We start from the raw sequence: 24,180 nt of genomic DNA, 5'->3' as shown, positions 1-24,180 counted from the left end.
CCCGACGCCGCTGAACCCGACGCCGCTGAACCCGACGCCGCTGAACCCGACGCCGCTGAACCCGACGCCGCTGAACCCGACGCCGCTGAACCCGATGCCACCGAGCCCGGCGCGTTCACGGCCGAGGAGGTGCCGGTGACCGGGGAGCCCGCGGGACAGGAGTCGGCGAGCGGCGAGGCCGTGGCCGAGGAACCGTCGAAAGCCCGGTCCGGCGGCGAGCCGACGCACCGCGACGCGGACCCGGCCGCGCCGGAGTACTCCGCCGCGCTGGAGCATCACGCCATTCGCGACGAGCCACCGGCGGCGCCCGAGCCGCGCCCGGAGGTCGACGCGATCACCCCGCCCCGCGGGGTGCCGCTGCCGCCGATCCGGAAGAGCCACCGCGGCTGGTTCGACGAGATGACCGACGACGACACCGAGGACCCCGCCGGCGGGGGCGACTTCGGGCCCACCGGGGAGCCGACGGAGATCCCCTACCGGTACCGGCGGTGACCGCCGTTCGTCGTGCCATGGGCGGCGCGGAGTGTCAAGCTCGAACCATGGCACGCGGCAAAGACCCGAATCCGGATCCCGGTTGGTACTACAACACCCGCACGGGCGAGGTCGAGCACCTCGAACGCTCGCGGTCGATCGACCTGCTCGGCCCCTACCCCGACGAGGCGACCGCCCGGCGGGCCCTGGAGATCGCCAGGGAACGCACCCGCCAGGCCGACGCCGAGGACGCCGAGTGGAACGGCGGGCAGTGACCGCGGGCGCAGTGGAACGGCGCGCAGTGACCGCGGGCCGGGCAGCTTAGCCCGGGTCACCGACGAACTCGCCGCCCGCGAACTCGCTGACCCGCCACTTGTCCACATCAACTCCGGCCATCCACAGATTTCCGCGACCCCGTTCCGCACTCCACCCCGCCGATAGACTGGACCTGGGACCGGCCCCCCGGGAGCGGCGGGGTACAACAAGAGCACGGCCGGCATCCCGATCGGTCAGCGAGTACGCCAAGGGGTTGGTGAGCGGGAACCGGTTGGCCAGCGGGCTGGGACGGGAGTTCTCGGAGCCCACGTGCCGTCGTCGTGCCACGAGCGGCGCGGGCGCCGGCGGAGTGCTCAGTGAGCGCCGGCCAGGTGCTCGGGGCCGGGCACGAAGTCGGGGTCCACCTGCGCGGCCAGATCCGTGCCGACCCGGTCGTTGCCCCACGCCCGCGCGTTGCGCAGGTGGAACTCCACCGCCTGCGCCTGGTAGCGCGCCCAGTCCCGCGGCGTGGCGTCCACCAGCTCCCACATCGCCCGCAGGGTCGCCAGGTTCTCCGGCTCCAGCTGGTCGATCGGCCGCGGCCGCCCCCGCTCGGCCGCCCGCACGTGACCCGACCCGGTCACCCAGCCGAGGAGGCCGTCACCGACCTCCGCGCGCAGGAAGTCCACGTCCTCGGCGTCGGCCACCTTGTTCCCCACGACCGCCAGCCGCACCCCGAAGTCCCGCGCGTAGTCGCGGTACTGGCGGTACACGCCGAGGCTGCGCCGCGTCGGCTCGCAGACCAGGAACGTCACGTCGAACCGGGTGAACAGCCCGGACGCGAACGCGTCCGCCCCCGCGGTCATGTCCATCACCACGTACTCGCCCGCGCCGTCCACGAGGTGGTTGAGCAGCAACTCCGCGGCCCCCACCTTGGCGTGGTAGCAGGCCACCCCCAGCTCGTCGTCGGCGAACTGGCCGGTCACCGCCAGCCGTACCCCGCCCACCTCACGGAAGCAGGCCGCCGAGATCGGGGTGTCGGCCATCGGCGTGAGCAGCCGCGACCCGCGGCCCGGGGGCGTGGTCTTGATCATGGCCTCCGCGCTGGGGATCCGCGGGTTGTCGCCACGCAGGTAGTCCTTGATCAACGGCAGGTGGTCGCCGAGCGTGGGCAGCGCGGCGGCCTCCTCCTCGCGGGCGCCGAGCGCGACGGCCAGGTGCTGGTTGATGTCGGCGTCGATGGCGAGCACCGGGCGGGCCGACGCGGCCAGGTACGCCGCGAACAACGACGCCAACGTCGTCTTGCCACTGCCGCCCTTGCCGACGAAGGCAACCTTCACGCGAACGCTCCCTGATTGGTATTGGTTTTCATTTCCGTCAGGCGTACCGTACACCCCGCGGGGAGGCTCACGAACGGGCTAGGGTGGCAGGGTGCACCCCGACGCGGCCAAAAGCTCCGGCGGTGACTTCGCCGCCGTGCGGGCCGAGTTCGGCCTCCCGGACGGCTTCCCGCCCGACGTGCTGGCCGAGGCGGAGGCCGTGGCCGGCGACCCGGCCGACCTGCCCGGCGGCCGGGAGGACGCCACCGACCTTCCGCTGGTGACCATCGACCCGCCCGGCGCGAAGGACCTCGACCAGGCAGTGTGCGTCGAGCGTGCCCGCGTCGGGTTCCGGGTGCACTACGCCATCGCCGATCTCGCGTCGTTCCTGCCGCCGCGTGGCGCGATCGACCGCGAGGCCCGCCGCCGCGGTCAGACGTTGTACCTGCCCGACAGCAACATCCCGCTGCACCCGCCGGAGCTGTCGGAGGGCGCGGCCAGCCTGCTGCCCGGCGAGGTCCGCCCCGCGGTGCTCTGGACGATCGAGCTCGACAGCGGCGGCGAGCCCACCGACGTCAGGGTGCGCAGGGCGTTGGTCCGGTCGGGTGCCCGGTTCGACTACGACACCGTGCAGGCCGCGCTCGACGCCGGCACCCCGCACCCGGCCGTGGCCGCGCTGCCGGAGGTGGGCCGGCTGCGCCGCGAGCTGGCCGTGCGGCGCGGCGCCGTGGAGCCTCAGCTTCCCGAGCAGGAGGTCGCGGCCGGGCCGGACGGCGGCTGGCTGCTCGCCCGCCGGCCGCGCAACGACGTCGAGGCGTGGAACGCCGAGATCTCGCTGCTCACCGGCATGGCCGCGGCCGGCATCATGCTCGAGGCCGGCGTCGGGGTGCTGCGCACGTTGCCGGACGCGGGGCCCGAGGCGGTGGCCGGGTTGCGCCGGTCGGCGCACTCGCTCGGCATCGACTGGCCCGACGGCTACGACGTCGCCGAGCTGCTCGCCGGGCTCGACCCCGACCGGCCGGAGTCGCTCGCGCTGTACGCCGACGTCACCCGGCTGCTCCGCGGCGCCGGCTACACCGCGTTCGACGGCACCGTTCCCGAGCCGGCCACCCACGCCGGGATCGGCGGCCCCTACGCCCACGTCACCGCGCCGATCCGCCGGCTCGTCGACCGGTTCGGCACCGAGGTGTGCCTCGCCGTCACCGCCGGCCGCGCCGTGCCGGAGTGGGTGCGGGCCGCGCTGGTCGAGCTGCCCGAGCTGATGAACGCCTCGGACACGCTGGCCGCGCGGGTCGCCAAGGCGTGTCTGGACCAGGTGGAGGCGTGGCTACTGGCCGAGCGGATCGGCGACACGTTCGACGCCGTGGTGCTGCGGGCCGACGCCAACCGGGCCGAGGTGCTCATCCACCATCCGCCGGTGATCGCCAAGTGCGCCGGCGGCGACGTGCGCGAGGGAGCGCGGATCAGGGTCCGGCTCACCGCGGTGGACGTGGCGAGGCGCAAGGTCGCCTTCGAACGGGTATGACCCTGGTATGCGCAGCCGAATCCAGCTTCCGCCGGAGGCCGACCGCTGGACCGAGGAGGAGCGGGAGGTCGCCCGCACGGTGCTGGCCGGGCGGGCCGCCGTGGTCAACGTCCGCCGGTCCGGCCCGCACCGGCGGCTCGTGCCGTGGCTGGTCGACGCCGACCTGGTCACCTATGTCGGGCGCGCCGGCAACCGGCACTCCTGGCCCCAGTCGAACTTCGCCAACCCGTTCGTGAAGGAGGCGAAGGTCGACCGCGCCGCGATGGTGCGGCACTACCGGGACTGGCTGGCCGATCAGCCGGAACTGCTGGGGCGGCTGCGCGCCGGTGAGCTGGCCGGGCGGGCGCTGGGCTGCTGGTGCGCGCCGGAGCCGTGCCACGCCGATGTGTTGCGGGAGTACACCGACCGGACGGAGGACGCGTGACGCGCCGAATGCTGTTCGACGACCTGGGTGAGGAGGTCCCGGTGGCGGGGGCGCCGCGGAAGGTCGTCTCGCTGGTGCCCGCGCTGACCGAGGCGGTCGCGGTGACCGCCCCGGGGCGGCTGGTGGGAGCCACCGACTACTGCACCCATCCGCCGGACCTGGACGTGCCGAGGGTCGGCGGGTCGAAGTACCCGAAGGTCGACGCCGTGATGGACCTCCGGCCGGATCTCGTGCTCGCCAACTCGGAGGAGAACCGGCCGGAGGACGTGCAGCGGTTGCGGGCCAACGGTTTCCCCGTGTGGGTGATGGAGGCGCCGGCGACCGTGCCGGCGGCCCTCGGGTCGCTGCGCCGGGTGCTGACCCAGGCGTTCGAGCTCGACGAGCCCGGCTGGCTGGTGGAGGCCGAGGAGATCTGGCGGGAGACGGAGCCGCGGTGGGCCACGGCCGTGGTGCCAGTGTGGCGCAAGCCGTGGGTGGTGCTCGGCCGGGACACCTTCGGCGGCGACGTGCTGGACCGGCTCGGGGTGGCCGGCGCCTACGCCGACCATCCCGACCGCTACCCCCGGCCGAAGCTCGACGAGTTGCGGGCCTGCTTCGCCGAGGGGCGGGCAGACCTGCTCGTGCTGCCGGACGAGCCGTACGAGTTCACCCACGACGACGGGCCCGAGGCGTTTCCCGGGGTGCCCTCCGTGCTGGTGTCCGGCCGCGACCTGACCTGGTACGGCCCGTCCCTGGTGACCGCCCACCGCGCTCTGCGGTCCGCCCTGGACGCGGTTCGGCATGGCAGGCGTGCCTGACGGGCCGGGGACGATCGCGAGCAACCCCCGCGGCCGACTGGGGAGCCCGCCGCCGCGACGGTGACGGCCCGGAACGGCCGTGGTGGGGTGGCGGCGCGGCGGGCCGGCAACCACCCAGCGCGCGGCAGGACGGCCGGCTCCCCATCCGGCAATCCGGTTGCCGCCGTGCCGCGTGACGGGGGCACCCCGGTCCAGGTCGACCTACGACCACACGTACTGGGACTGGCCGTACCGGCGGAACCCCACTCCTACGTCCGCGGTGCCACCCGCCGCGATTCGCCATCCTGAACGTCGACGCTCGGCTACGGCCGCAGCGACCACCCCGACCCCGGGACGTTGGACGTCGACGCCGCCGGGTACGCGGTGCACCAACTGGTGCGGCACCCGCGCCGCGACGCGGTGGGCCCGCCGTGGCCGGAAGATCGTGCTCAACGCGCACTCGCTCGGCGGGATCGTCGCCCGCGCGGCCCGCATGTTCCTGTTCCCCGGCACGTATCAGCCGCCGGTCGCCGACCTCGCCCCGGGGATCCCGACGCTGTCCGTGCTGGGCCGGCACGATCTGCGCTGCCGCGGGGATACCCGGGACTGCGCCACCTCGGCCGGGGCGGGGCCGTCGACGAGTTGGTCGAGCGGGCCGCGCACTCCATCAACCTCAGCCGGGGCGCGCCCGCGTTCTACGCCCGCACCTTCACCTGATTGCGCGAGGTGGGGCCGGGCTGGGGACGGAACCGGTCGGTGGCGGCGCGCAGGCCGGCGAGCACGCCGGGGTCGGTCACCGCGTGCCCGGCGTGCGGCAGGATGCTCAGCTCCGCGTCCGGCCAGGCGCGGTGCAGCTCGTACGCCGTCACCGGCGGGCAGACCACGTCGTAGCGGCCCTGCACGATGGCCCCGGGGATGCCGGCCAGCTTGCCCGCGTCGCGCAGCAGCTGGTCCGGCTCCAGCCACGCCCCGTGCGCGAAGTAGCGCAGCGCGAGCCGGGCGAACGGCACGGCGAACGCGGGCCGCGCGTATCCGGTGCGGAAGCCCTGCTGCGGCACGGCCGACACGATCGCGCCCTCCCACCCGCTCCACGCGACCGCCGCCGGCTCGCTCACCGCCGGGTCCGGGTCGAACACCAGCCGGTGGTAGCCGGCCAGCGGGTCGGCCCGGTCGGCGGCGGGCAGCGCGGCCAGAAACCGCTCCCAGTCCTCCGGGAACAGGTTCCCCGCACCGCCCCGGTAGATCCAGTCCAGTTCCCGCTGGCGCGCGGTGAACACGCCGCGCAGCACGATCTCGCTGACCCGTTCCGGATGGGTCTGCGCGTACGCCAACCCCAGCGTCGCGCCCCAGGAACCGCCGAACACCTGCCAGCGCTCGATCCGCAGGTGCTCGCGCAGCCGCTCGAGGTCGGCGACCAGGTGCCAGGTGGTGTTGCGGGACGGGTCGGCACCCGGCGCGCCGGCGGCCGGCGTGCTCCGGCCCGCGCCGCGCTGGTCGAACAGCACGATCCGGTAGGCGGCGGGGTCGAAGTGTTGACGGGTCAGCGGAGCGCTGCCGCTACCCGGCCCGCCGTGCAGCACGACGACCGGCTTGCCGTCCGGGTTGCCGGAGGTCTCCCAGTAGATCGCGATGCCGGCGTCGACCTCGAGCATGCCACGCGCGTACGGCTGGATCGGCGGGTAGAGATCGGTCACCGCACCACTCTGCCGGAACCCGCCGCACCCGGGCAGCCGGGTGCGGCGGGAACGCGCCTCAGCAGCCGCTCGTCACGGCGACGTTGCCGCCGGTGAACTCGAGCGTGCGCCCGGACGCGGCCCGCGGCACCGCGTTGCGCGGCCCGGTCAGGGTGATCCGCCGCCGGACCGGCGGAAGGGAATGCGCTTTCAACGGTTTCGGGAAAAGGCTTTCCGGAACCGGCACCGGTTCGCGGGGATGCTCGCCGACCGTCGGCTACTGGAAGGCGTGCTCAGGGGCCGGGAACTCGCCGCGCCGCACCTCGTCGGCGAACGCGGTGGCCGCCGCGGACAGCACGCCTGCCACGTCGGCGTACCGCCTGACGAACCGCGGCGCCCTGCCGCGGCGCAGCCCGGCCATGTCCTGCCACACCAGCACCTGCGCGTCGCAGTCCGGCCCGGCGCCGATGCCGACGGTCGGGATGCGCAGCTCCCCGGTGATCCGCTTGGCCACCTCGGCCGGCACCATCTCCATCACCACGGCGAACGCCCCGGCCGCCTGCAGCGCGAGCGCGTCGGCCAGCAACTCCTCTCCGGCGGCGCCACGGCCCTGCACGCGGTACCCGCCGAGGTTGTGCTCGCTCTGCGGGGTGAACCCGATGTGGCCCATCACCGGCACCCCGGCGCCGGTGATCGCCTCGACGTGCGGGGCGAACCGGCTGCCGCCCTCGAGCTTCACCGCGTGCGCCCTGCCCTCCTTCATGAACCGCACCGACGTGGCCAGCGCCTGCTCCGGCGACAGCTGGTAGGAGCCGAACGGCAGGTCGGCCACCACCAGCGCGCGGCGCACGGCCCTGGTCACGCCGCGGACCAGCGGCAGCAGCTCCTCCACCGTGACCGGCAGCGAGGTGTCGTAGCCGAACACGTTGTTCGCGGCCGAGTCGCCGACCAGCAGCACCGGGATCCCGGCCTCGTCGAACAGCTCGGCGGTGTACATGTCGTACGCGGTGAGCATCGGCCACGGCTCGCCGCGCTCCTTGAGCTCACGCAGATGGTGGATGCGGACCTTCTTGCCCGGCGCGCCGGGCGCCGCCTGGGCCGAAGGTCCGGAACCGTAGGGAGCGGCGGCCTCGCCGGGGCCGCCGTGCTGCGGGGTGGACATGTCGACCATCCTTCCCTCGAGGCCCTGTTTCCCAGGGTCCCCGGGTCCGTGGATCGTTGCACCTCGAAGCGTCGCACCGGCCCCGGCGGGGGCCAAGGTCGTGCGACCAGCTTCACACGCGACCAGACCCGAGGATGACGCGAGCGGACCCCCGGTGGGGTTGGCTGGTCGGCGGTACGCGGTCGGGAGGCAGGCAGGTGGATCAGCGGGATCAGCCGAACGGGCCGGCCCGGTGGCGGCAGCGGGCCGCCGGGGTGGTGGCCACGGTGGTGCAGGCGGCCGCGCTGCTGTCGCTGGTGCTGCTGGTGACCGGCCGGGACCACGGGGTGCTCGGGGCACTCGTCGCGGGCGCCAACCTCGCCGGCCTTCCGGTCGACGCCAACCTGTTCATCGCGCTGGTGCTCGCCGTGCTCGGCGCGGCGCTGCGCCGCCGCAAGCGGGCGGCGCTGCTCACCCTGGTGCTGTTCGAGGTCGGCAGCCTGCTGCAACTGCTGGCCGTGCACGCCACCCTGCTGCTCGACCCCGGCCTGCTGCTGCCGCACGGCGACCACCACCTGCCCGCGGCGCACGGTTGGCTGGTCGGCGCCGAGCTGCTCGCCGCCGGCCTCGCCAGCTTCCTGCTCGTCCTGCGTCCCGCGTTTCCCGCGCGGCTGGCCCCCGGCGCGTGGTGGCGTGGCCTCGCCGTGCTCACCGGTGGGCTGGCCTCGGTGGTGCTGCTCGGCTGGGCGGCCACCGCGGTGTTCCCCGGCACGCTCGGTGGCGCGGGGGAGCGGTTCGTGTGGGTGGCCAACCACGCCACCGGGGAGCTGTTCCGGCTGCGCCGGATCGTGCCCGGCCACGGCCCGGCCTGGCTGGACGTACTGCTCGACGTGCTCGCCGCGCTCGCCGGCGTGGCCGCGCTGTGGGTGTTCCTCCGCGGTGTGCGCACCCGCCGGCTGCGCACCGACGACGAGGAGCTGCGGCTGCGCGCGCTGCTGGTCGAGCACGGCGAGGACGACTCGCTCGGCTACTTCGCCACCCGCCGCGACAAGAGCGTCGTGTTCGCGCCGTCCGGCCGGGCCGCGGTTACCTACCGGGTGCTCGGCGGCACCACCGTCGCCAGCGGTGACCCGATCGGCGAGCGGGAGGCGTGGCCGCACGCCGTGCGCGCGTGGCTGGCCGAGGCCCGCCGCTACGGCTGGCTGCCCGGCGTGCTCGGTGCGAGCGAGCGCGGCGCCGGGGTCTACGCCGCGGCCGGGCTGCGGGCACTGGAGATCGGCGACGAGGCCGTGCTCGACGTCCGCGAGTTCGGCCTCACCGGACCGGAGCGCAGGGCGTTGCGCCAGGCGGTGCGGCGGATCCGCCGGGCCGGCTACACCGCCGAGGTGCGCCGGCTGGCCGAGATCCCCGCCGGTGAGCTGGCCGAGCTGTGCGAGCTGGCCCAGCGCTGGCGCGGGGAGGCGACCGAGCGCGGCTTCTCCATGGCGCTGGGCCGGCTCGGCGACCCGACCGACGTCCGCTGCGTGCTGGTCACCGCGCGCGACGCCGAGGGGCGGCCGCGCGGGCTGCTGTCGTTCGTGCCGTGGGGCCGGCGCGGCCTCTCCCTGGACCTGATGCGCCGTGACCGGGCCGCCGACAACGGTCTGACCGAGTACCTGCTCACCGAGCTGGTCGCGGCCGCGCCCCGGCTGGGCGTGCACCGCGTGTCGCTCAACTTCGCGATGTTCCGCGCGGTGTTCGCGCAAGGAGAGCGGATCGGTGCCGGCCCGGTGCTGCGGTCCTGGCGCAGGGTGCTCGGCGTGTTCTCCCGGTTCTTCCAGCTGGAGTCGTTGTACCGGGCCACCACGAAGTACGGCCCGGCGTGGGTGCCGCGCTACCTCTGCTACACCTCGGCCCGCCGGCTCCCCCGGGTCGGCCTGGTGGCCGGCACGCTGGAGGGGTTCGTCCCGGTGCGCGGCCCGCGCCGGGTGCTGCGGGCCGGGGAGGCCGCCCCGGCGTTCGCCGCCGCGGTGGCCGAGGTCGAGGACGTGCCGGCGCCGCCGATCGCCCCGCCGCGCCGGCCGGAGCAGGTTCGGGTACGGCTGGCCAAGCTCGACCGGCTGCGGGCCGCCGGCGTCGACCCCTACCCGGTGAGCTTCCCCCGTGACGTGCCGCTCGGTGAGGTCGCCGCCCGGTTCGCCGGCCTGCCGCCGGACACCGCCACCGGCGAGGTGGTCCGGGTGGCCGGCCGGGTGGTGGCGGTGCGGGACTTCGGCGGGCTGTGCTTCGCCGGCCTCCGCGACGGCACCGGCGACCTGCAGCTCATGCTCGACGCTCGCCGGCTGCCGCTGGGGCCGTGGCGCGCCGGGGTCGACCTCGGCGACCACGTCGGGGTGCGCGGGGAGGTCGTCACCTCGCGGCGCGGCGAGCTGTCCGTGCTGGTCGACGAGTGGACGGTCACCGCGAAGTGCCTGCATCCGCTGCCGGACAAGCACAAGGGGCTCACCGACCCGGAGACCCGGGTGCGCCGGCGCTACCTCGAGCTGGTCGCCGACCCGGACGCCGCCGGCCTGCTGCGGCTGCGCGGCGCGGTGGTTCGGGCGTTGCGCGAGCACCTCCACCGGAGGGGCTACCTGGAGGTGGAGACGCCGATGCTGCAGGCCGTGCACGGCGGCGCCAACGCCCGGCCGTTCGTCACCTCCAGCAACGCCTACGACCAGCGGCTCTACCTGCGGATCGCGCCCGAGCTGTACCTGAAGCGGCTGTGCGTGGCCGGGATGGACCGGGTGTACGAGCTCGGCCGCAACTTCCGCAACGAGGGCGTCGACGCCACGCACAACCCCGAGTTCACGATGCTCGAGGCCTATCAGGCCTACGCCGACTACACGACGATGCGTGAGCTGGCCGCGGACCTGGTGCGGTCCGCCGCCGAGGCCGCCTTCGGCGCGCCGGTGGTACGCCGGTCGGGGGAGGGCGAGCTGGACGTCTCCGGCCCGTGGCCGGTGGTGCCGGTGTACGACGCGGTGTCGGCGGCGCTGGGCCACCCGGTGCGGCCGGACACGCCGGCCGAGGAGCTGCGCGGCTGGTGCCGGGCCGCGAGCGTGAGCGTCGCGGGGGAGGCCGGCCACGCCGACCTGGTGCTGCAGGCGTACGAGCACCTGGTCGAACCCGCCACCGAGCGGCCCACCTTCTACACCGACTTCCCTGCCGCGGTGTCGCCGCTGACCCGGCCGCACCGGGCCGACCCCCGGCTGGCGGAACGCTGGGACCTGGTCGCGTTCGGCACGGAGGTGGGCACCGCCTACACCGAGCTGGCCGACCCGGTCGAGCAGCGCCGGCGGCTGGCCGGCCAGTCGCTGCGCGCGGCCAGCGGCGACGTCGAGGCCATGGGGCTGGACGAGGAGTTCCTGCTCGCGCTGGAGCACGGAATGCCGCCGACCGGGGGCCTCGGCCTCGGCGTCGACCGGCTGCTGATGATGCTCACCGGCGCGTCGATCCGGCGGACGGTACCGTTTCCGTTCGCCCGACCCCGGCCGTGACCGTGGGCCGCCGCGATCATCGACATTGACAGCGCCTCCCTGGCGCGTGATACATAGAGCGCCCCACTGGAACAGTCGGGTGCGCCGGGCGAGCGAGGAGCACGGTGCGGACTGAACACGGCAGGTGGAAACGGTTGGTGTCGCGCGTATGGCCGCCGCTGTCTCCCTCCGGCCGGCGCCGCGGATGAGCCGCGGCGTCCGGGCCGCCAGGGCCGTCGCGGTGACCTTGTTGCTCGTCGGCGGCCTCGGGTACTCCGCGTGGCTGCTGGAGGCCGTGCTGCCCCTCGGGTTGTCGCCGGTGCACTCCTACACCACCGAGGCGAGCGCGCTCGACCAGCCATACTCCCGGTTGTTCCGGGTGGCCGACGTCGGGTCCGGCGCCGCGTTCGTGCTGGCGGTGCCGTTCCTGCTGCGGCTGGTCCCGGCCCAGTTCTGGCCGCGAATGTCGGTGACGGCGATCGGCCTGTTCGGGATGAACCTGCTGGTCGCCGCGGCCTACCCGCTCGACTGCGCGCGCTCGGCCAGCGAGCAGTGCCGGCAGCGGATCGCCACCGACGAGGTGCCCACGGCGCACTGGGTGCACGTGGCGACCTGGACGTTCACCGTCCTGCTGTACCTGGCCAGCTGCGCCTGTGCCGAGCGGTGGTGGCCGGAGGGTTTCTGGCGGCGCGCGGCGCGGACCGCGTTCGTCCTCGTGCTGGCCAGCGCGCTGGGCATGGTCGCGCTGGAGCTGCTCGCCGGCGGCCGGTACGTCGGCCTGCTCGAGCGGTTCCAGCTGCTCACCATGGTCGCGCTGCTGGTCGTGGGCACGGCCTACCTGCTCGACTCCGCCCGGCTGCGGCACGCCGCCGGGCTGGCCTACCGACACCGGACGACGCCACCCGCGGGCCGCGGCTAGAGGTCGAAGAGGGTGGGCTCCTCGGCGCGAGCGCCCTCGATCACCAGCAGGCGCAGCTTCGTGGCCACCCCGCCGGTGGCGGAGAACCCGCCGGTGCCGCCGCCCGCGGCGAGCACCCGGTGGCACGGCACGATCGGCGCGAACGGGTTGGCGCCCAGCGCCCGCCCGACGGCACGGGCCGAGCCGGGCAGACCGAGCCGGTGCGCGATGTCGCCGTAGGTGAGCGTGGCGCCGGGCGGGATCGTGCGGGCCACCTCGTACACCCTGCGGTGGAAGTCCGGCACGCCGGTCATGTCCAGCTCGACCTCGGCGAGGTCCCGGGGCTCGCCGCCGAGCAGCGCGACCACGCCGTCGACGGCCGCGCGCACCGCCGGCGGCGGCTGCTGCTCGAGCGCGTCCGGGAAACGTCGCCGCAGCCGGGCCCGGACCGCGGCCGCGTCGCCCTCCGGCAGCTGCGCGCCGGCCACGCCCCGCTCACCCCACGCGATCCCGCACCACCCGAGCGCGGTGTCGAACACCGCGAAGCCGGTGTCGTCTCTGGTGCCTGCACTCATGGCCATACACTCAGTCGGTCCTGCCCGGCAGTTCGGCGACGAACGCCTGGCTGGGGTTCACGACCCGTACCTCTCCGCCCTCGGGTGCCGTGCTCGCGCCGATGATCCGCGCCATGCTGCCCAGGGCGAACGGGAACGCCGCGAGGATCATCACGACGAAACCGGCCACCGCCACCCCGGCGAGCGCCGGCACAGTGCCCTTCTCGGCCAGAACTCCGGCAATGAGGGAACCGGCGAACGCCAGCAGCCCGCCAAAGAACATGACACACGAGACGGTCAGCCACGCCGCCCTGGTACGAGAGCACACAGTGCACAGCGGCCAGCCCTTGACGTGCGTGACGCGTACCTTCTTCGCGTGTTGACCCAGCCGTTCGGCCGTACCGACTGCGCCGAGGACACCGACCTGACGCAGTCGACTGCCTTCGATCCGCACCTTCGACTGCAAGGCGAAGTCGGCCCGGCGCACCGCGGGCAGACCGTGACGAGCGCAGTGCGACGGAAGCCCACCGGGCCGTTCCACCAACTCCGCCGGCAGCGCGACGACGTTCGGCCGTCGCTGAGCTCCCTCGCCCACGGCCACTGAACCCATCAGGAACCACTGGCTAGTGGGCTTCCCGCCAGACGTTGGTGATCGGCAGCCGCCGGTCCCGGCCGAACGCCTTGAAGGTGATCTTGGTGCCGGGCGGGTACTGGCGCCGCTTGTACTCGGCCTTGTCCACCATCCGCACCACCCGGTCGACCACCTCCGCGGCGAACCCGGCGGCCAGCAGGTCGCCGAAGCCTCGGTCGCCCTCCACGTAGTCGTCCAGGATGTCGTCGAGCAGGGCGTAGTCCGGCAGCGAGTCGGCGTCCAGCTGGCCGGGGCGCAGCTCCGCCGACGGCGGCTTGGTGATCGAGCTCTCCGGGATCGGCGGCGTCTCCCCGCGCTTCTCCGCCTCGGCGTTGCGCCAGCGGGCCAGCTCCCACACGTGCGTCTTGAAGACGTCCTTGATCGGCGCGAACCCGCCCACCGCGTCGCCGTAGATCGTGGAGTACCCCACCGCCAGCTCGGTCTTGTTGCCGGTGGCCAGCACCAGGTGGCCGTTCAGGTTGGACAGCGCCATGAGCAGCATGCCGCGCACCCTGGCCTGGATGTTCTCCTCGGCGAGCCCGGTGCCGGCCAGCTCCAGCTGGTCGACGTAGGCGGCCACCATGTCGGCCACCGGCTCCACCCGGAAGTGGCAGCCGAGCCGCCGGGCCAGCTCGGCGGCGTCGTCGCGCGAGTGCTCCGAGGAGTACTTCGACGGCATGGACACGCCGTACACCGCGTCCGGCCCGAGCGCGTCCACGGCGAGCGCGGCGGTCAGCGAGGAGTCGATGCCGCCGGAAAGGCCGAGGATCACCGAGCGGAACCCGTTCTTGTGCGCGTAGTCGCGCAGGCCCACCACCAGCGCCGACCACACCTCGGCCTCGTCGGACAGCGGCTCACTCACCGTCGGGCCGGTCAGCGGCGCGTACGGGGGCAGCGGGTCGGCCGACAGCGTCCGCCGGCGCACTCGCAGGCCCTCGAACTCGCCCTCGCCCGCGTGCTCGCCCGCGGTGAGGTCGAGGTCGAGCACGAGCAGGTGCTCGACGAACTGCGGGGCCCGGCCGAGCAGCGTCCCGTCGGCGGCGACCACAATCGAGTCGCCGTCGAACACCAGGTCGTCCTGCCCGCCGACCATGTTCGTGTACACCAGCGGCGCGCCCGCCTCGGCGGCCCGCCGGGCCACCAGCGGCAGCCGGATGTCGTCCTTGGCCCGCTCGTACGGCGAGGCGTTCGGCGAGACGATCAGGTCCACGCCGGCCTTGCCGAGCGCGGTGACCGGCCCGCCCTCCTGCCAGATGTCCTCGCAGACCACCACGCCGACGTCCAGCCCGTGCAGCCGCACCACGTCGAGCGTGTCGCCCGGCTTGAACCAGCGCTGCTCGTCGAACACCCCGTAGTTGGGCAGGTGGTGCTTGAACTGCCGGACCACCACCTCGCCGCGGTACAGCGCGGCCACCGCGTCACGCGGGCCGACCTCGTCGGCGTCCAGGTAGCCGACGTAGGTGAGCACCTCGCCGCACCCGGCCTCGACCAGCCGGCCGGCCAGCTCCTCGACCATGGCGCGGGAGGCCGCGGTGAACGTGGCGCGCAGCGCGAGGTCCTCGACCGGATAGCCGGTCAGCGACATCTCCGGGAACACCACGACGTGGGCGCCGGCCTGCGCGGCCTTGCGGGTCCACTCGACGGTCAGGTCGGCGTTGCCGGCCAGGTCGCCCACGGTGCTGTTCACCTGGGCCAATGCGACGCGCAGTTGGGGCATGTGGTCATTCTCCCGCACCCGCGCCGCACCGTCGCGTGGCGCGCCGCACAGTGCGCGGACCGAACTCAGCGCTTCTTGCGCAGCATCCCGCGCACCTTCTTCAACGCCTGCTCGGCGTCGGAGTCGAACGGGTTGTCGTGCACCAGGTAAGTCCACGTCGACGTCGGCCGGCGCACGCCCGCGGCGGGAAGGTCGATCCCGCCCTCGGTGATCTCGACGTCGGCCAGCGTCTGCACGGACCGCTTCTCCGTCTCCGGCAGGATCTTGTGGAACTCGGGGATCGCCGCGCGGTGGAACTCGTCCAGCGGGGCCTCCCTGGCCAGCGCCCGCAGGTGGATGCTCTCCCGCACGTCGGTGAGGAACGCCAGGTGGTCGGCCCACCGCTGGTCCAGGTGGTACAGCATGATCTCCCGGCAGGCCCGCTCCAGCCGCTCGGCGTCGACCTGCTCGGCCAGCTCGGCGTAGCGTTCCGGCGCCGCCTTCTCCAGCAGCTCCGCGGCCAGCCGGGTGCGCAGCAACTCGTCGCGGTGCGCGAGCAGCTCGCGGCGCTGGTGCTCGATCAGCCGCGTGTACCGCCAGGTGTTCCGGTGGATCTCCAGGTCCACCCCCTCGGCCACCCGCTGGGCGTGCGCGATGTGCCGGTGCGCGGCCACCGCGGTGACCTCGGCGGTCTCCTCGTCGGCGGTGATGCCCTCGGGCACGTCCGGGGCGTAGCTGAGCACCAGTTCGTCGTTCAGGCTGGCGAAGAACACCGAGCTGCCCGGGTCACCCTGCCGGCCGGCCCGGCCGCGGAGCTGGTCGTCCAGCCGGCTGCTGGGGTAACGGGCGGTGCCGATGACGTGCAGCCCGCCCAGCTCGGCGACCCGCTCCCGGTCGGCGCCGTCGGCCCCGCCGAGCCGGATGTCGGTGCCCCTGCCGGCCATCTGGGTGGACACGGTGATCGCGTCGTGCTTGCCGGCCTCGGCGATGATCGCGGCCTCCTCGGCGTCGTTGCGCGCGTTGAGCACCACGCACGACAGGTCGGCCTTGGCCAGCTTCTCGGCGAGCTCCTCGGACTCGGCGACGTCCTGGGTGCCGACCAGGATCGGCCGGCCGGTCCCGTGCACCGTGCGGATCTCCTCGACGATCGCCCGCAGCTTCCGCGACGGCGACGCGTAGATCCGGTCCCGCAGGTCCTCGCGGATGTTCGGCGTGTTCGGCGGGATGACCGCGACCTCGAGCCGGTAGAACTCGCGCAGCTGCTCGGCCACCGCCACGGCCGTGCCGGTCATTCCCGCCACCTTCGGGTAGCGGGCGATCAACGCCTGCACGGTGATCGAGTCCAGGATCTCGCCGCGGTCCGACGGTGGCACCTGCTCCTTGGCCTCCACCGCGGCCTGCAGCCCGTCCGGCCAGCGCTGCAGCTCGGCCACCCTGCCCCGGGAGGCGTTGATCAGCTGCACCTTGCCGTCGCGGACCAGGTAGTCGACGTCCCTGGTGAGCAGCGCGTGCGCGTGCAGCGCCACGTTCACCGCGGCCAGCCGCTGCGGGCCGCCGTCGGCGTTCTCGCCGTAGAGGTCGATGCCGCCGAGCGACTTCTCCACCACTGACGCGCCCGCCGGGGTGAGCCACGCGTTGCGGCCGTCCGGGTCGGTCTCGTAGTGCAGCCCGTGCCGCAGCCGCCGGACGACCTTGGCCACCTCCTCGTCGACGATCCCCTCGTCGACCGAGCCGGCCATCACCAGCGGCACCCTGGCCTCGTCGACCAGCACCGAGTCGGCCTCGTCGACGATCGCCACCTCGGGCTCGGGTTGCACGAGGTCCTCCACCCGGGTGACCAACCGGTCGCGCAGCACGTCGAAGCCGATCTCGCTGACCGCGCCGTAGCAGACCGCGGACGCGTACGCCGCGCGCCGCTCCTCCTGGGTGAGCCCCGGCTCGACCCAGCCGACCGAGACGCCGAGCAGGTCGTACACCGGGCGCATCCACTCCGCGTCGCGGCGGGCGAGGTAGTCGTTGACCGAGATGACGTGGACCCGCTTGCCCTGCAGCGCGTAGCCGGCGGCGGCCAGCGCGCCGGCCAGCGTCTTGCCCTCCCCGGTGGCCATCTGCACGACGTGCCCGGTGAGCAGGCCCATCGTGCCCAGCAACTGCACGTCGAACGCCCGCTCGTCCAGCGCCCTGCGGGCGGCCTCCCGGCCCAGCGCGCACAGCTCGGTGAACTGCCGGTCGCCGAACTCCGGCTCCGCGCGCAGCGCCGCGGCGGCCTCGGTGAGCTCGGCGTCGGACAGCGTCTCCAGCTCCGGCTCGCGCTTCGCGATCGCCGGCAGCAGCGCCTCGTACCGGGTCAGCTCCGCGGTCCCCGGGCGCTGGATGATTCTGCGCAGTCGCCTGCCGACCCGCTGCATCACTGCCGCCACCCGAGCCTCCTGTCGTCTTCGCCCGTTGCCTCCCCCAACGCGGTGGTGCCGCCTCGGGGTTCCCGGAAATGCGCGTTCCCGGGGGATGGCACCATCGTGCGTGTGCCCTTCCTCGAACGCTACCGGTCCCGGATCGGTTGTCTAGCCGCCGTCGGTCTCCTCGCCGCCGGGCTGGCCGGCTGCTCGACCGGGCCGGAACCGGCGGTCGCGCCGCCGGTGACCGAGTCGCGCGGCCCTGCTGGCGAGGTGCCCGGCGAACTGGCCGAGTTCTACGGCCAGGCGCTCACCTGGGAGCCGTGCGCCCCGTACGCCACCTCGGACACCGCCCGCTCCCGCTTCCGCGGCGACGACGTGCACTGCGCCCGGCTGACGGTGCCGCTAAACTACGCGCGGCCGGAAGGGCCGACGGTCACCGTCGGCCTGCTCCGCCGCCCGGCGAGCGACCCGGACCGGCGGATCGGGTCGCTGGTGGTCAACCCGGGCGGGCCCGGCGCCTCCGGCATGGTCGCCGCCGCCTCGCTCGTCGACAGGGTGGCCGGCACGCCGCTCGGTGAGCGGTTCGACCTCGTCGGGTTCGACCCGCGCGGGGTCGGGGCGAGCGAGCCACGGGTGCGCTGTCTCACCGGCGCGGAGCGGGACGCCGACCGCGCCGACGACGGCGAGACCGACGGCTCACCGGAGGGGGTCGCCCGGCAGGAGGCCGAGGAGCGCGAGTTCGCCGCGAAGTGCGCGCAGCGCACCGAGCACGGCGCCGAGATGCTGGCCAACCTCGGCACCCGCGACGTGGCCAAGGACCTCGACGTGCTCCGCTCGGCGCTGGGTGACGAGCAGCTGACCTATCTCGGCTACTCCTACGGCACCCGGATCGGCTACACCTACGCCGAGGCCTTCCCCGGCAACGTGCGGGCGCTGGTGCTCGACGGCGCGCTCGACCCCGAGCAGGACCTCGTCGAGTCGCTGGTCGAGCAGGGCCGCGGCTTCGGCCAGGCGTTCACCGAGTTCGCCGGGTGGTGCGCCGAGCGGCAGGACTGCGCCCTCGGGTCGGACCCGGCCGGCGCCACCCGGGCCTACCAGGAGCTGGTCCGGCCGCTGATCGACAACCCGGTCGACGTCGGCGACGGGCGGAAGCTCTCGTACGAGGACGCGACCACCGGCACCATCCAGGCGCTGTACTCCGAGCAGTACTGGGAGCAGCTCAACAGCGGGCTGAACGAGCTGCGGCGCGGCCGGGCGAGCACGCTCATGGCACTCGCCGACATGTACAACGAGCGCGCCGCGGACGGCGGCTACACCACCACGCAGGACGCGTTCACCGCGATCCGCTGCGTCGACGACCCCCGGGTCACCGACAAGGCCGAGATCCTGGAGGCGCAGCGGCGCTACGCGGAGGTGGCGCCGTTCCTCGACGACGGCCGGCCGGACGGGGCGGCGCTGGACGCGTGCGCGTTCTGGCCGGTGCCGAACACCGCGCAGCCGCGGCTGCCGAACGTCGACGGTGTCCCGCCGCCGCTGGTGATCTCCACGACCGGTGACCCCGCGACGCCCTACGAGGCCGGGGTGAGCCTGGCCGAGGCGATGGATGGGGCGCTGCTCACCTTCGAGGGCACCCAGCACACCGTGTTCCTGCAGGGCAACGAGTGCGTGGACGAGGCCGGCATCGCCTACCTCGTCGACGGCACCCTCCCACCGGAGGGCACCCGCTGCCGATAGCTCACTCCGTCGGCGTGGGCGGGGGCGGCTGGTTGTGGTCGGTCAACCCCAGCTCGAGCATCACCGCGCCCTCGTTCGGCTGCCGGGGCGGCACCTGCACCCAGATCCGCATCAGGTGCCGGGTGGGCGCCTCGCTGACCCAGAACTTCACGTCGACGCCGGTGTGCACCCCCGGCACCAGCCTCGCGATCACCGGGTGCGGCAGCTCGCCGGCCACCCGGAAGGTGTCCACCCCGTTCAGCGGCTCACTGCCCTCGGTCTCCAGCCCGGTGGCGCCGGTGAGCAGCGTCCGCAGGCCCCGCTCCGGGTCCAGCAACGTGGCCGGCGCGTACCCCACCGGCACCGGCCACTCGACCCGCTGCTCCGGCTGGTCGCCGAGCCCGGTGAGCCACAGCCGCTCCCCGTCGAGCAGGAACTCGACCTCCGCCCGGTCGAGCCGCCGCTGGATGTCGGCCTCGCCGGCGGCCCGGCCGTACCGCCCGCCGTCCCTGGTCGCGGTGCCGCTGACCTCGCGCACGTCGAGCCCGGGCACGCTCCCGTTGACCTTGAAGGTGAACGACACGCTGCGCAGTTGGGTCAGCGACTCGGCCGACGCCCGCACCAGCTCGCCGGCGTCGGGCAGCGGCCCGGTGGTGTCCGGCGAGGACGTGCAGCCGCCGAGCAGCCCCAGCACGAGCACGATCCCGACGGCGATTCGGCGGCACCCCATGAGGGGTACGTTATCCGGGCGCGTCCCGCTCACCGGCGAAGGTCCGGCGGTAGGCCAGCGGTGACACGCCGATCGTCGCGCTCAGGTGCTGCCGCAGCGATGCCGCGCTGCCCAGCCCACTCTCCGCGGCGATCCGGTCCACCGGCAGGGTCGTCGTCTCCAGCAGCCGCCGGGCGTGCCGCACCCGCTGCTGGGTGAGCCACGTCCGCGGCGGCAGCCCGGTCTCCGCCCGGAACCGGCGGCTGAAGGTCCGCACGCTCATCCGCGCGTGCCGGGCCAGCGTCGCCAGGTCGAGCGGCTCGGGCAACCGGTCCAGCGCCCACGCCCTGGTCGCCGCGGTGCTGCCGTCGTCGGCCCTCGGCAGCGGCCGCTCGATGTACTGCGACTGCCCTCCCTCCCGCCAGGGCGGCACCACGCAGTAGCGCGCGGCGACGTTGGCGACCTCGCTGCCGTGGTCGCGGCGCACCACGTGCAGGCAGAGGTCGACCCCGGCGGCCAGTCCGGCCGAGGTGAGGATGTCGCCGTCGTCGACGAACAGCACGTTCTCGTCCAGCCGCACCTTCGGGTACAGCTGGCGGAACCGCTCGGCGTGCGCCCAGTGGGTGGTGGCGGGGCGGTCGTCGAGCAGGCCCGCCGCGGCCAGCACGAACGCGCCGGTGCAGATGGACATCAGCCGGGCGGTCCGCGGGATCCGGGCCAGCGCGGCGGCGACCGGCTCCGGCAGCCTGCCGTCCTGCCGTGGACCGGCCACCCGGGTCCCCGGAACGATCACCGTCTGGGCCGTCTCCAGCGCCTCGGGGCCGTGGTCGAGCCGCGCCCGGTAGCCCGCGGTGAACCGGACGGGCCGGTCGTCGACGCCGGCGACGCGCACGTCGTACAGCGGCCGGCCTTCGCGTTGGGCGGCGTGCAGGATCTGCGGCGGGATGTGCAGGTCGTAGCCGATCACCTCGCCGATGGCGAGCACGACCACCCGGTGCGGTTCGGCGGACATGGCCAGATCCTTGCACATATTGGCGAACTTGCCACTCGTGCTCGGCCGAGGAGTTGCCCAGGCTTGATCGCGTGACGACGCACCTGCACGACCCCTCCACCACGCTCCCCGCCCCCGCCTCCCGGCGCCGGCTGCACCGCGCCTGGCTGGTCGCGTTCGCCGCGTTCGTCGCGCTGGTCGGCGCCGCCGGGTTCCGCGCGGCGCCGAGCGTGCTGATCGACCCGCTGCACGCCGAGTTCGGCTGGTCCCGCGGCACCATCTCCGCCGCCGTGTCGGTCAACCTGGTGCTCTACGGGCTGATCTCCCCGTTCGCCGCCGCGCTGATGGAGCGGCTCGGCATGCGCAGGGTGGTGTCCGGCGCGCTGCTGCTGGTCGCGGCGGGCAGCGGGCTGACCGTGCTCATGTCCGCGAGCTGGCAGCTGCTGCTGTGCTGGGGCGTGCTGGTCGGGGTCGGCACCGGCTCGATGGCGCTGGCGTTCGTCGCGACGGTCACCAGCCGGTGGTTCGTCCGGCACCGCGGCCTGGTCAGCGGCGTGCTGACCGCGGCGGGCGCGGCCGGCCAGCTGGTGTTCCTGCCGCTGGTGGCCGTGCTGGCCACCGAGCACGGCTGGCGGACCGCCTCGCTGGCGGTGGCCGGAGCCGCGCTGGCCGTGGTGCCGATCGTGCTGCTGTTCCTGCGCGACGATCCGCGCGCCGCCGGCACCACCGCCTACGGGGCCGAGGCCGTGGAGCCGGCTTCGGCTTCGGCTCCGGCTCCGGTGAACGCGGGTTCCGGCGCGGCCGTCCGCGCCGTGCGGGTGCTCGGCGACGCCGTCCGGAGCCGGACGTTCTGGCTGCTCGCCGGCGGGTTCGCGATCTGCGGTGCGTCCACCAACGGGTTGATCGGGACCCACTTCGTGCCGGCCGCGCACGACCACGGCATGCCGCACACCACCGCCGCCGGCCTGCTCGCGCTCGTCGGGATCTTCGACGTCGCCGGCACGATCGCCTCCGGCTGGCTCACCGACAGGGTCGACCCGCGCAAGCTCCTCGGCGCCTACTACGTGCTGCGCGGCGCGTCGCTGCTGCTGTTGCCGCAGCTGTTCGCGCCCACCACCGAGCCGCCGATGTGGGCGTTCATCGTGTTCTACGGCCTGGACTGGGTGGCCACCGTGCCCCCGACCGTGGCGCTGTGCCGGGACCGGTTCGGCCTGGCCGGGCCGATCGTGTTCGGCTGGGTGTTCGCCTCCCACCAGGTGGGCGCGGCGGTCGCCGCGTTCGGCGCCGGGTACACCCGCGACCATCTCGGCAGCTACGACCTCGCGTGGTACGTGGCCGGCGGGCTGTGCGCCGTGGCCGCGGTCCTGTCGCTGCGGATTTCCCCCAACCGGGCGGAGCACCCGGAAACACCCCGTTAACACATCGCGCATAGGGTCGCGACCATGGATCGCCAGCAGGAGTTCGTGCTGCGCACGCTCGAGGAACGGGACATCCGGTTCGTCCGCCTGTGGTTCACCGACGTGCTCGGCTTCCTCAAATCCGTGGCCGTCGCGCCGGCCGAGCTCGAGGGCGCGTTCAGCGAGGGCATCGGGTTCGACGGCTCGGCGATCGAGGGCTTCGCCAGGGTGTACGAGTCGGACATGGTCGCCAAGCCCGACCCGGCCACCTTCCAGGTGCTGCCCTGGGAGACCCCGGAAGGCGGGCACTACTCGGCGCGGATGTTCTGCGACATCGCGATGCCCGACGGCTCGCCGTCGTGGGCGGATCCGCGGCACGTGTTGCGCCGGCAGCTGTCCAAGGCGGGGGAGGCCGGCTTCACCTGCTACGTACACCCGGAGATCGAGTTCTTCCTGCTCGCCAACCTGCCCGAGGACGGCCGCGAGCCGGAGCCCGCCGACAACGGCGGCTACTTCGACCAGGCCAGCCACGCCACGGCCACACACTTCCGCCGGCACGCGATCGAGGCGCTGGAGGCCATGGGCATCTCGGTGGAGTTCAGCCACCACGAGGGCGCGCCGGGGCAGCAGGAGATCGACCTGCGCTACGCCGACGCGCTGACCATGGCCGACAACGTGATGACCTTCCGGTACGTGGTCAAGGAGGTCGCGCTCACCCAGGGCGTGCGGGCCACGTTCATGCCCAAGCCGTTCACCAACCAGCCCGGCTCGGGGATGCACACGCACGTCTCGCTGTTCGAGGGCGACCGCAACGCCTTCTACAGCCCGGAGGACCCCTACGAGCTGTCCGACACCGGCAAGGCGTTCGTGGCCGGCCTGCTGCACCACGCGCGGGAGATCTCCGCGGTGACCAACCAGTGGGTGAACTCCTACAAGCGGCTGATCGCCGGCGGGGAGGCGCCGACCACCGTGTCCTGGGGCAGGGCCAACCGCTCCGCGCTGGTCCGGGTGCCGATGTACTCGCCGGGCAAGGCGTCCTCCCGCCGGGTGGAGATCCGCACCCTGGACTCCGCGTGCAACCCCTACCTGGCGTACTCGGTCATCCTCGCCGCCGGGCTCAAGGGCATCGAGCAGGGCTACGAGCTGCCCCCACCGGCCGAGGACAACATCTGGTCGCTGAGCGACGCCGAGCGCAAGGCGGCCGGGTACGCCCAGCTGCCGCAGAACCTCGGCGAGGCGCTGGTGGAGATGGAGCGCTCGGAGCTGTTGCCGGAGGCGCTCGGCGAGCACGTCTACGACTTCTTCCTGCGGAACAAGCGGGTGGAGTGGGACAACTACCGCAGCGCGGTGACCCCCTACGAGCTCCGCACCCTGCTGCCCGTGCTGTGACCGCCCGCGCTGTGGCGTGACGGCGGGCACGGCCGGTGCCGGCGCGACACCCGGGACCGCCGAGTGGTCGTACCGGTATCGCCTCGGGCCGAGGGGGCCGTGGTGACGTTCCCGGACCCCCGGTGAGCTGCGGATTCTCGGCTAAGGGGACCCCCCTTGTCGCCGGGATTTCGGGGGTATGTAATCTTCTCTTCGTCGCCAGGGGCGGCCGGGTCGAGCGGGTTGACACCGCGAATCGAGCCGGGTAACGTTGCTGGTCGGCCCCGAAGTGGGGCACAACCCTCCGAGTGAAGTCGAACGACTTAGGTCGTGGGTTGAGCGCCGCTCCGGGTACGAAGACTTGAGAACACATTTGTAGTGTTGTTTGAGAACTCAACAGTGTGCTAGTGAGCTTTATTTAGCCAGTAGTTTGATTTTTGCCCCTTTTTTGTGGGTTTCTTTGAGATTGATGGTTTGTGCCATTGGTCGACTCTTGAATAGCATTGTTGGAGAGTTTGATCCTGGCTCAGGACGAACGCTGGCGGCGTGCTTAACACATGCAAGTCGGACGCTGAAGCATCTTCGGGTGTGGATGAGTGGCGAACGGGTGAGTAACACGTGGGTGACCTGCCCTGCACTTTGGGATAAGCCCTGGAAACGGGGTCTAATACCGGATATGACCGTCTCCTGCATGGGGGGTGGTGGAAAGCCTTTTGGGGTGGTGTGGGATGGGCCCGCGGCCTATC

At 73.6% G+C, this 24,180-nt stretch carries 19 protein-coding genes, 1 rRNA gene and 1 pseudogene; 11 read left to right on the top strand and 10 right to left on the bottom strand.

Translation table 11 applies throughout. The features are described 5' to 3' along the window. Both BM051_RS28025 and BM051_RS28020 read left to right on the top strand, forming a co-directional pair. Window positions 1-492, top strand: a pseudogene (locus tag BM051_RS28025) (hypothetical protein); the annotation flags it as partial. Window positions 493-539: 47 nt separating this feature from the next. Beyond that, window positions 540-746 carry a hypothetical protein gene (locus BM051_RS28020; RefSeq protein ID WP_092537093.1) on the top strand — a complete coding sequence of 69 codons (207 nt, stop codon included), beginning with the start codon at window positions 540-542 and terminating at the stop codon, window positions 744-746. A gap of 354 nt (window positions 747-1,100) precedes the next feature. Here BM051_RS28020 and BM051_RS28015 read toward each other — a convergent pair whose 3' ends face one another. After that, complete coding sequence (locus BM051_RS28015) at window positions 1,101-2,066, bottom strand: ATP-binding protein (protein ID WP_092537090.1); 966 nt, start codon at window positions 2,064-2,066, stop codon at window positions 1,101-1,103. Window positions 2,067-2,157: 91 nt separating this feature from the next. Between BM051_RS28015 and BM051_RS28010 the strand changes: the two genes are divergently transcribed. The 3 genes from BM051_RS28010 to BM051_RS28000 are packed head-to-tail and all read left to right on the top strand — an operon-like array spanning window position 2,158 to window position 4,791. Beyond that, entirely contained in the window at window positions 2,158-3,570 is a 1,413-nt protein-coding gene (locus tag BM051_RS28010) for an RNB domain-containing ribonuclease (RefSeq protein WP_092537087.1), read from the top strand. A 7-nt stretch (window positions 3,571-3,577) separates the two neighbouring features. Next, window positions 3,578-3,994 (top strand): DUF4326 domain-containing protein, encoded by a 417-nt coding sequence (locus BM051_RS28005; protein ID WP_092537084.1) that lies wholly within the window; start codon window positions 3,578-3,580, stop codon window positions 3,992-3,994. A gap of 11 nt (window positions 3,995-4,005) precedes the next feature. Beyond that, window positions 4,006-4,791 (top strand): helical backbone metal receptor, encoded by a 786-nt coding sequence (locus BM051_RS28000; protein ID WP_177217020.1) that lies wholly within the window; start codon window positions 4,006-4,008, stop codon window positions 4,789-4,791. 674 nt (window positions 4,792-5,465) lie between these two features. On the opposite strand, the gene pip is transcribed toward BM051_RS28000, so the two are convergent. The 3 genes from pip to panB all read right to left on the bottom strand — a co-directional run bounded on the left by pip (window position 5,466) and on the right by panB (window position 7,605). Next, entirely contained in the window at window positions 5,466-6,464 is a 999-nt protein-coding gene (gene pip, locus BM051_RS27995; protein WP_092537078.1) for a prolyl aminopeptidase, read from the bottom strand. 58 nt (window positions 6,465-6,522) lie between these two features. After that, the gene (locus BM051_RS30420) at window positions 6,523-6,657 is read right to left on the bottom strand and encodes a hypothetical protein (protein ID WP_279587051.1); all 135 of its coding nucleotides are present in this window, start codon (window positions 6,655-6,657) and stop codon (window positions 6,523-6,525) included. Between the two features lie 63 nt (window positions 6,658-6,720). Then, window positions 6,721-7,605 (bottom strand): 3-methyl-2-oxobutanoate hydroxymethyltransferase, encoded by an 885-nt coding sequence (panB, locus tag BM051_RS27990; protein WP_092537105.1) that lies wholly within the window; start codon window positions 7,603-7,605, stop codon window positions 6,721-6,723. A gap of 197 nt (window positions 7,606-7,802) precedes the next feature. Here panB and lysX point away from each other — a divergent pair, with 197 nt between their 5' ends. Both lysX and BM051_RS27980 read left to right on the top strand, forming a co-directional pair. Continuing rightward, entirely contained in the window at window positions 7,803-11,102 is a 3,300-nt protein-coding gene (gene lysX, locus BM051_RS27985) for a bifunctional lysylphosphatidylglycerol synthetase/lysine--tRNA ligase LysX (protein WP_243859561.1), read from the top strand. A 148-nt stretch (window positions 11,103-11,250) separates the two neighbouring features. After that, window positions 11,251-12,000 carry a DUF998 domain-containing protein gene (locus BM051_RS27980; protein ID WP_092537072.1) on the top strand — a complete coding sequence of 250 codons (750 nt, stop codon included), beginning with the start codon at window positions 11,251-11,253 and terminating at the stop codon, window positions 11,998-12,000. Here BM051_RS27980 and BM051_RS27975 read toward each other — a convergent pair. The 4 genes from BM051_RS27975 to secA2 all read right to left on the bottom strand — a co-directional run bounded on the left by BM051_RS27975 (window position 11,997) and on the right by secA2 (window position 17,268). After that, entirely contained in the window at window positions 11,997-12,554 is a 558-nt protein-coding gene (locus BM051_RS27975; protein WP_092537069.1) for a methylated-DNA--[protein]-cysteine S-methyltransferase, read from the bottom strand. The genes BM051_RS27980 and BM051_RS27975 overlap by 4 nt on opposite strands. 10 nt (window positions 12,555-12,564) lie before the next feature. After that, entirely contained in the window at window positions 12,565-13,134 is a 570-nt protein-coding gene (locus BM051_RS27970) for a hypothetical protein (RefSeq protein ID WP_243859560.1), read from the bottom strand. A gap of 22 nt (window positions 13,135-13,156) precedes the next feature. Further along, window positions 13,157-14,881 (bottom strand): NAD+ synthase, encoded by a 1,725-nt coding sequence (locus BM051_RS27965; RefSeq protein WP_092537063.1) that lies wholly within the window; start codon window positions 14,879-14,881, stop codon window positions 13,157-13,159. Window positions 14,882-14,946: 65 nt separating this feature from the next. After that, complete coding sequence (gene secA2 / locus BM051_RS27960; RefSeq protein WP_092537060.1) at window positions 14,947-17,268, bottom strand: accessory Sec system translocase SecA2; 2,322 nt, start codon at window positions 17,266-17,268, stop codon at window positions 14,947-14,949. A gap of 114 nt (window positions 17,269-17,382) precedes the next feature. On the opposite strand from secA2, the gene BM051_RS27955 reads away from it, so the two are divergent. Then, window positions 17,383-18,990 (top strand): alpha/beta hydrolase, encoded by a 1,608-nt coding sequence (locus BM051_RS27955; protein WP_424923281.1) that lies wholly within the window; start codon window positions 17,383-17,385, stop codon window positions 18,988-18,990. 1 nt (window position 18,991) lies between these two features. Here the strand turns inward: BM051_RS27955 and BM051_RS27950 are convergent, their stop codons facing one another. Next, complete coding sequence (locus BM051_RS27950; RefSeq protein ID WP_092537057.1) at window positions 18,992-19,699, bottom strand: LppX_LprAFG lipoprotein; 708 nt, start codon at window positions 19,697-19,699, stop codon at window positions 18,992-18,994. Window positions 19,700-19,709: 10 nt separating this feature from the next. Beyond that, on the bottom strand, window positions 19,710-20,690 hold the full coding sequence (locus BM051_RS27945; RefSeq protein WP_208325958.1) for a GlxA family transcriptional regulator: 981 nt from the start codon (window positions 20,688-20,690) through the stop codon (window positions 19,710-19,712). A gap of 71 nt (window positions 20,691-20,761) precedes the next feature. On the opposite strand from BM051_RS27945, the gene BM051_RS27940 reads away from it, so the two are divergent. From BM051_RS27940 to BM051_RS27930, 3 genes are all read left to right on the top strand, one after another. Further along, window positions 20,762-22,087, top strand: a complete 1,326-nt coding sequence (locus tag BM051_RS27940) for an MFS transporter (RefSeq protein ID WP_243859559.1) — start codon at window positions 20,762-20,764, stop codon at window positions 22,085-22,087. 24 nt (window positions 22,088-22,111) lie between these two features. Beyond that, window positions 22,112-23,455 carry a type I glutamate--ammonia ligase gene (gene glnA / locus BM051_RS27935; protein ID WP_092537052.1) on the top strand — a complete coding sequence of 448 codons (1,344 nt, stop codon included), beginning with the start codon at window positions 22,112-22,114 and terminating at the stop codon, window positions 23,453-23,455. A 482-nt stretch (window positions 23,456-23,937) separates the two neighbouring features. After that, window positions 23,938-24,180, top strand: a 16S ribosomal RNA gene (locus tag BM051_RS27930); the annotation flags it as partial.

It is taken from the genome of Amycolatopsis arida (genome assembly GCF_900115565.1).
In the GTDB taxonomy this organism is placed as follows: Bacteria; Actinomycetota; Actinomycetes; order Mycobacteriales; family Pseudonocardiaceae; genus Yuhushiella; species Yuhushiella arida.
This window is presented reverse-complemented; position numbering and strand designations above follow the sequence as displayed.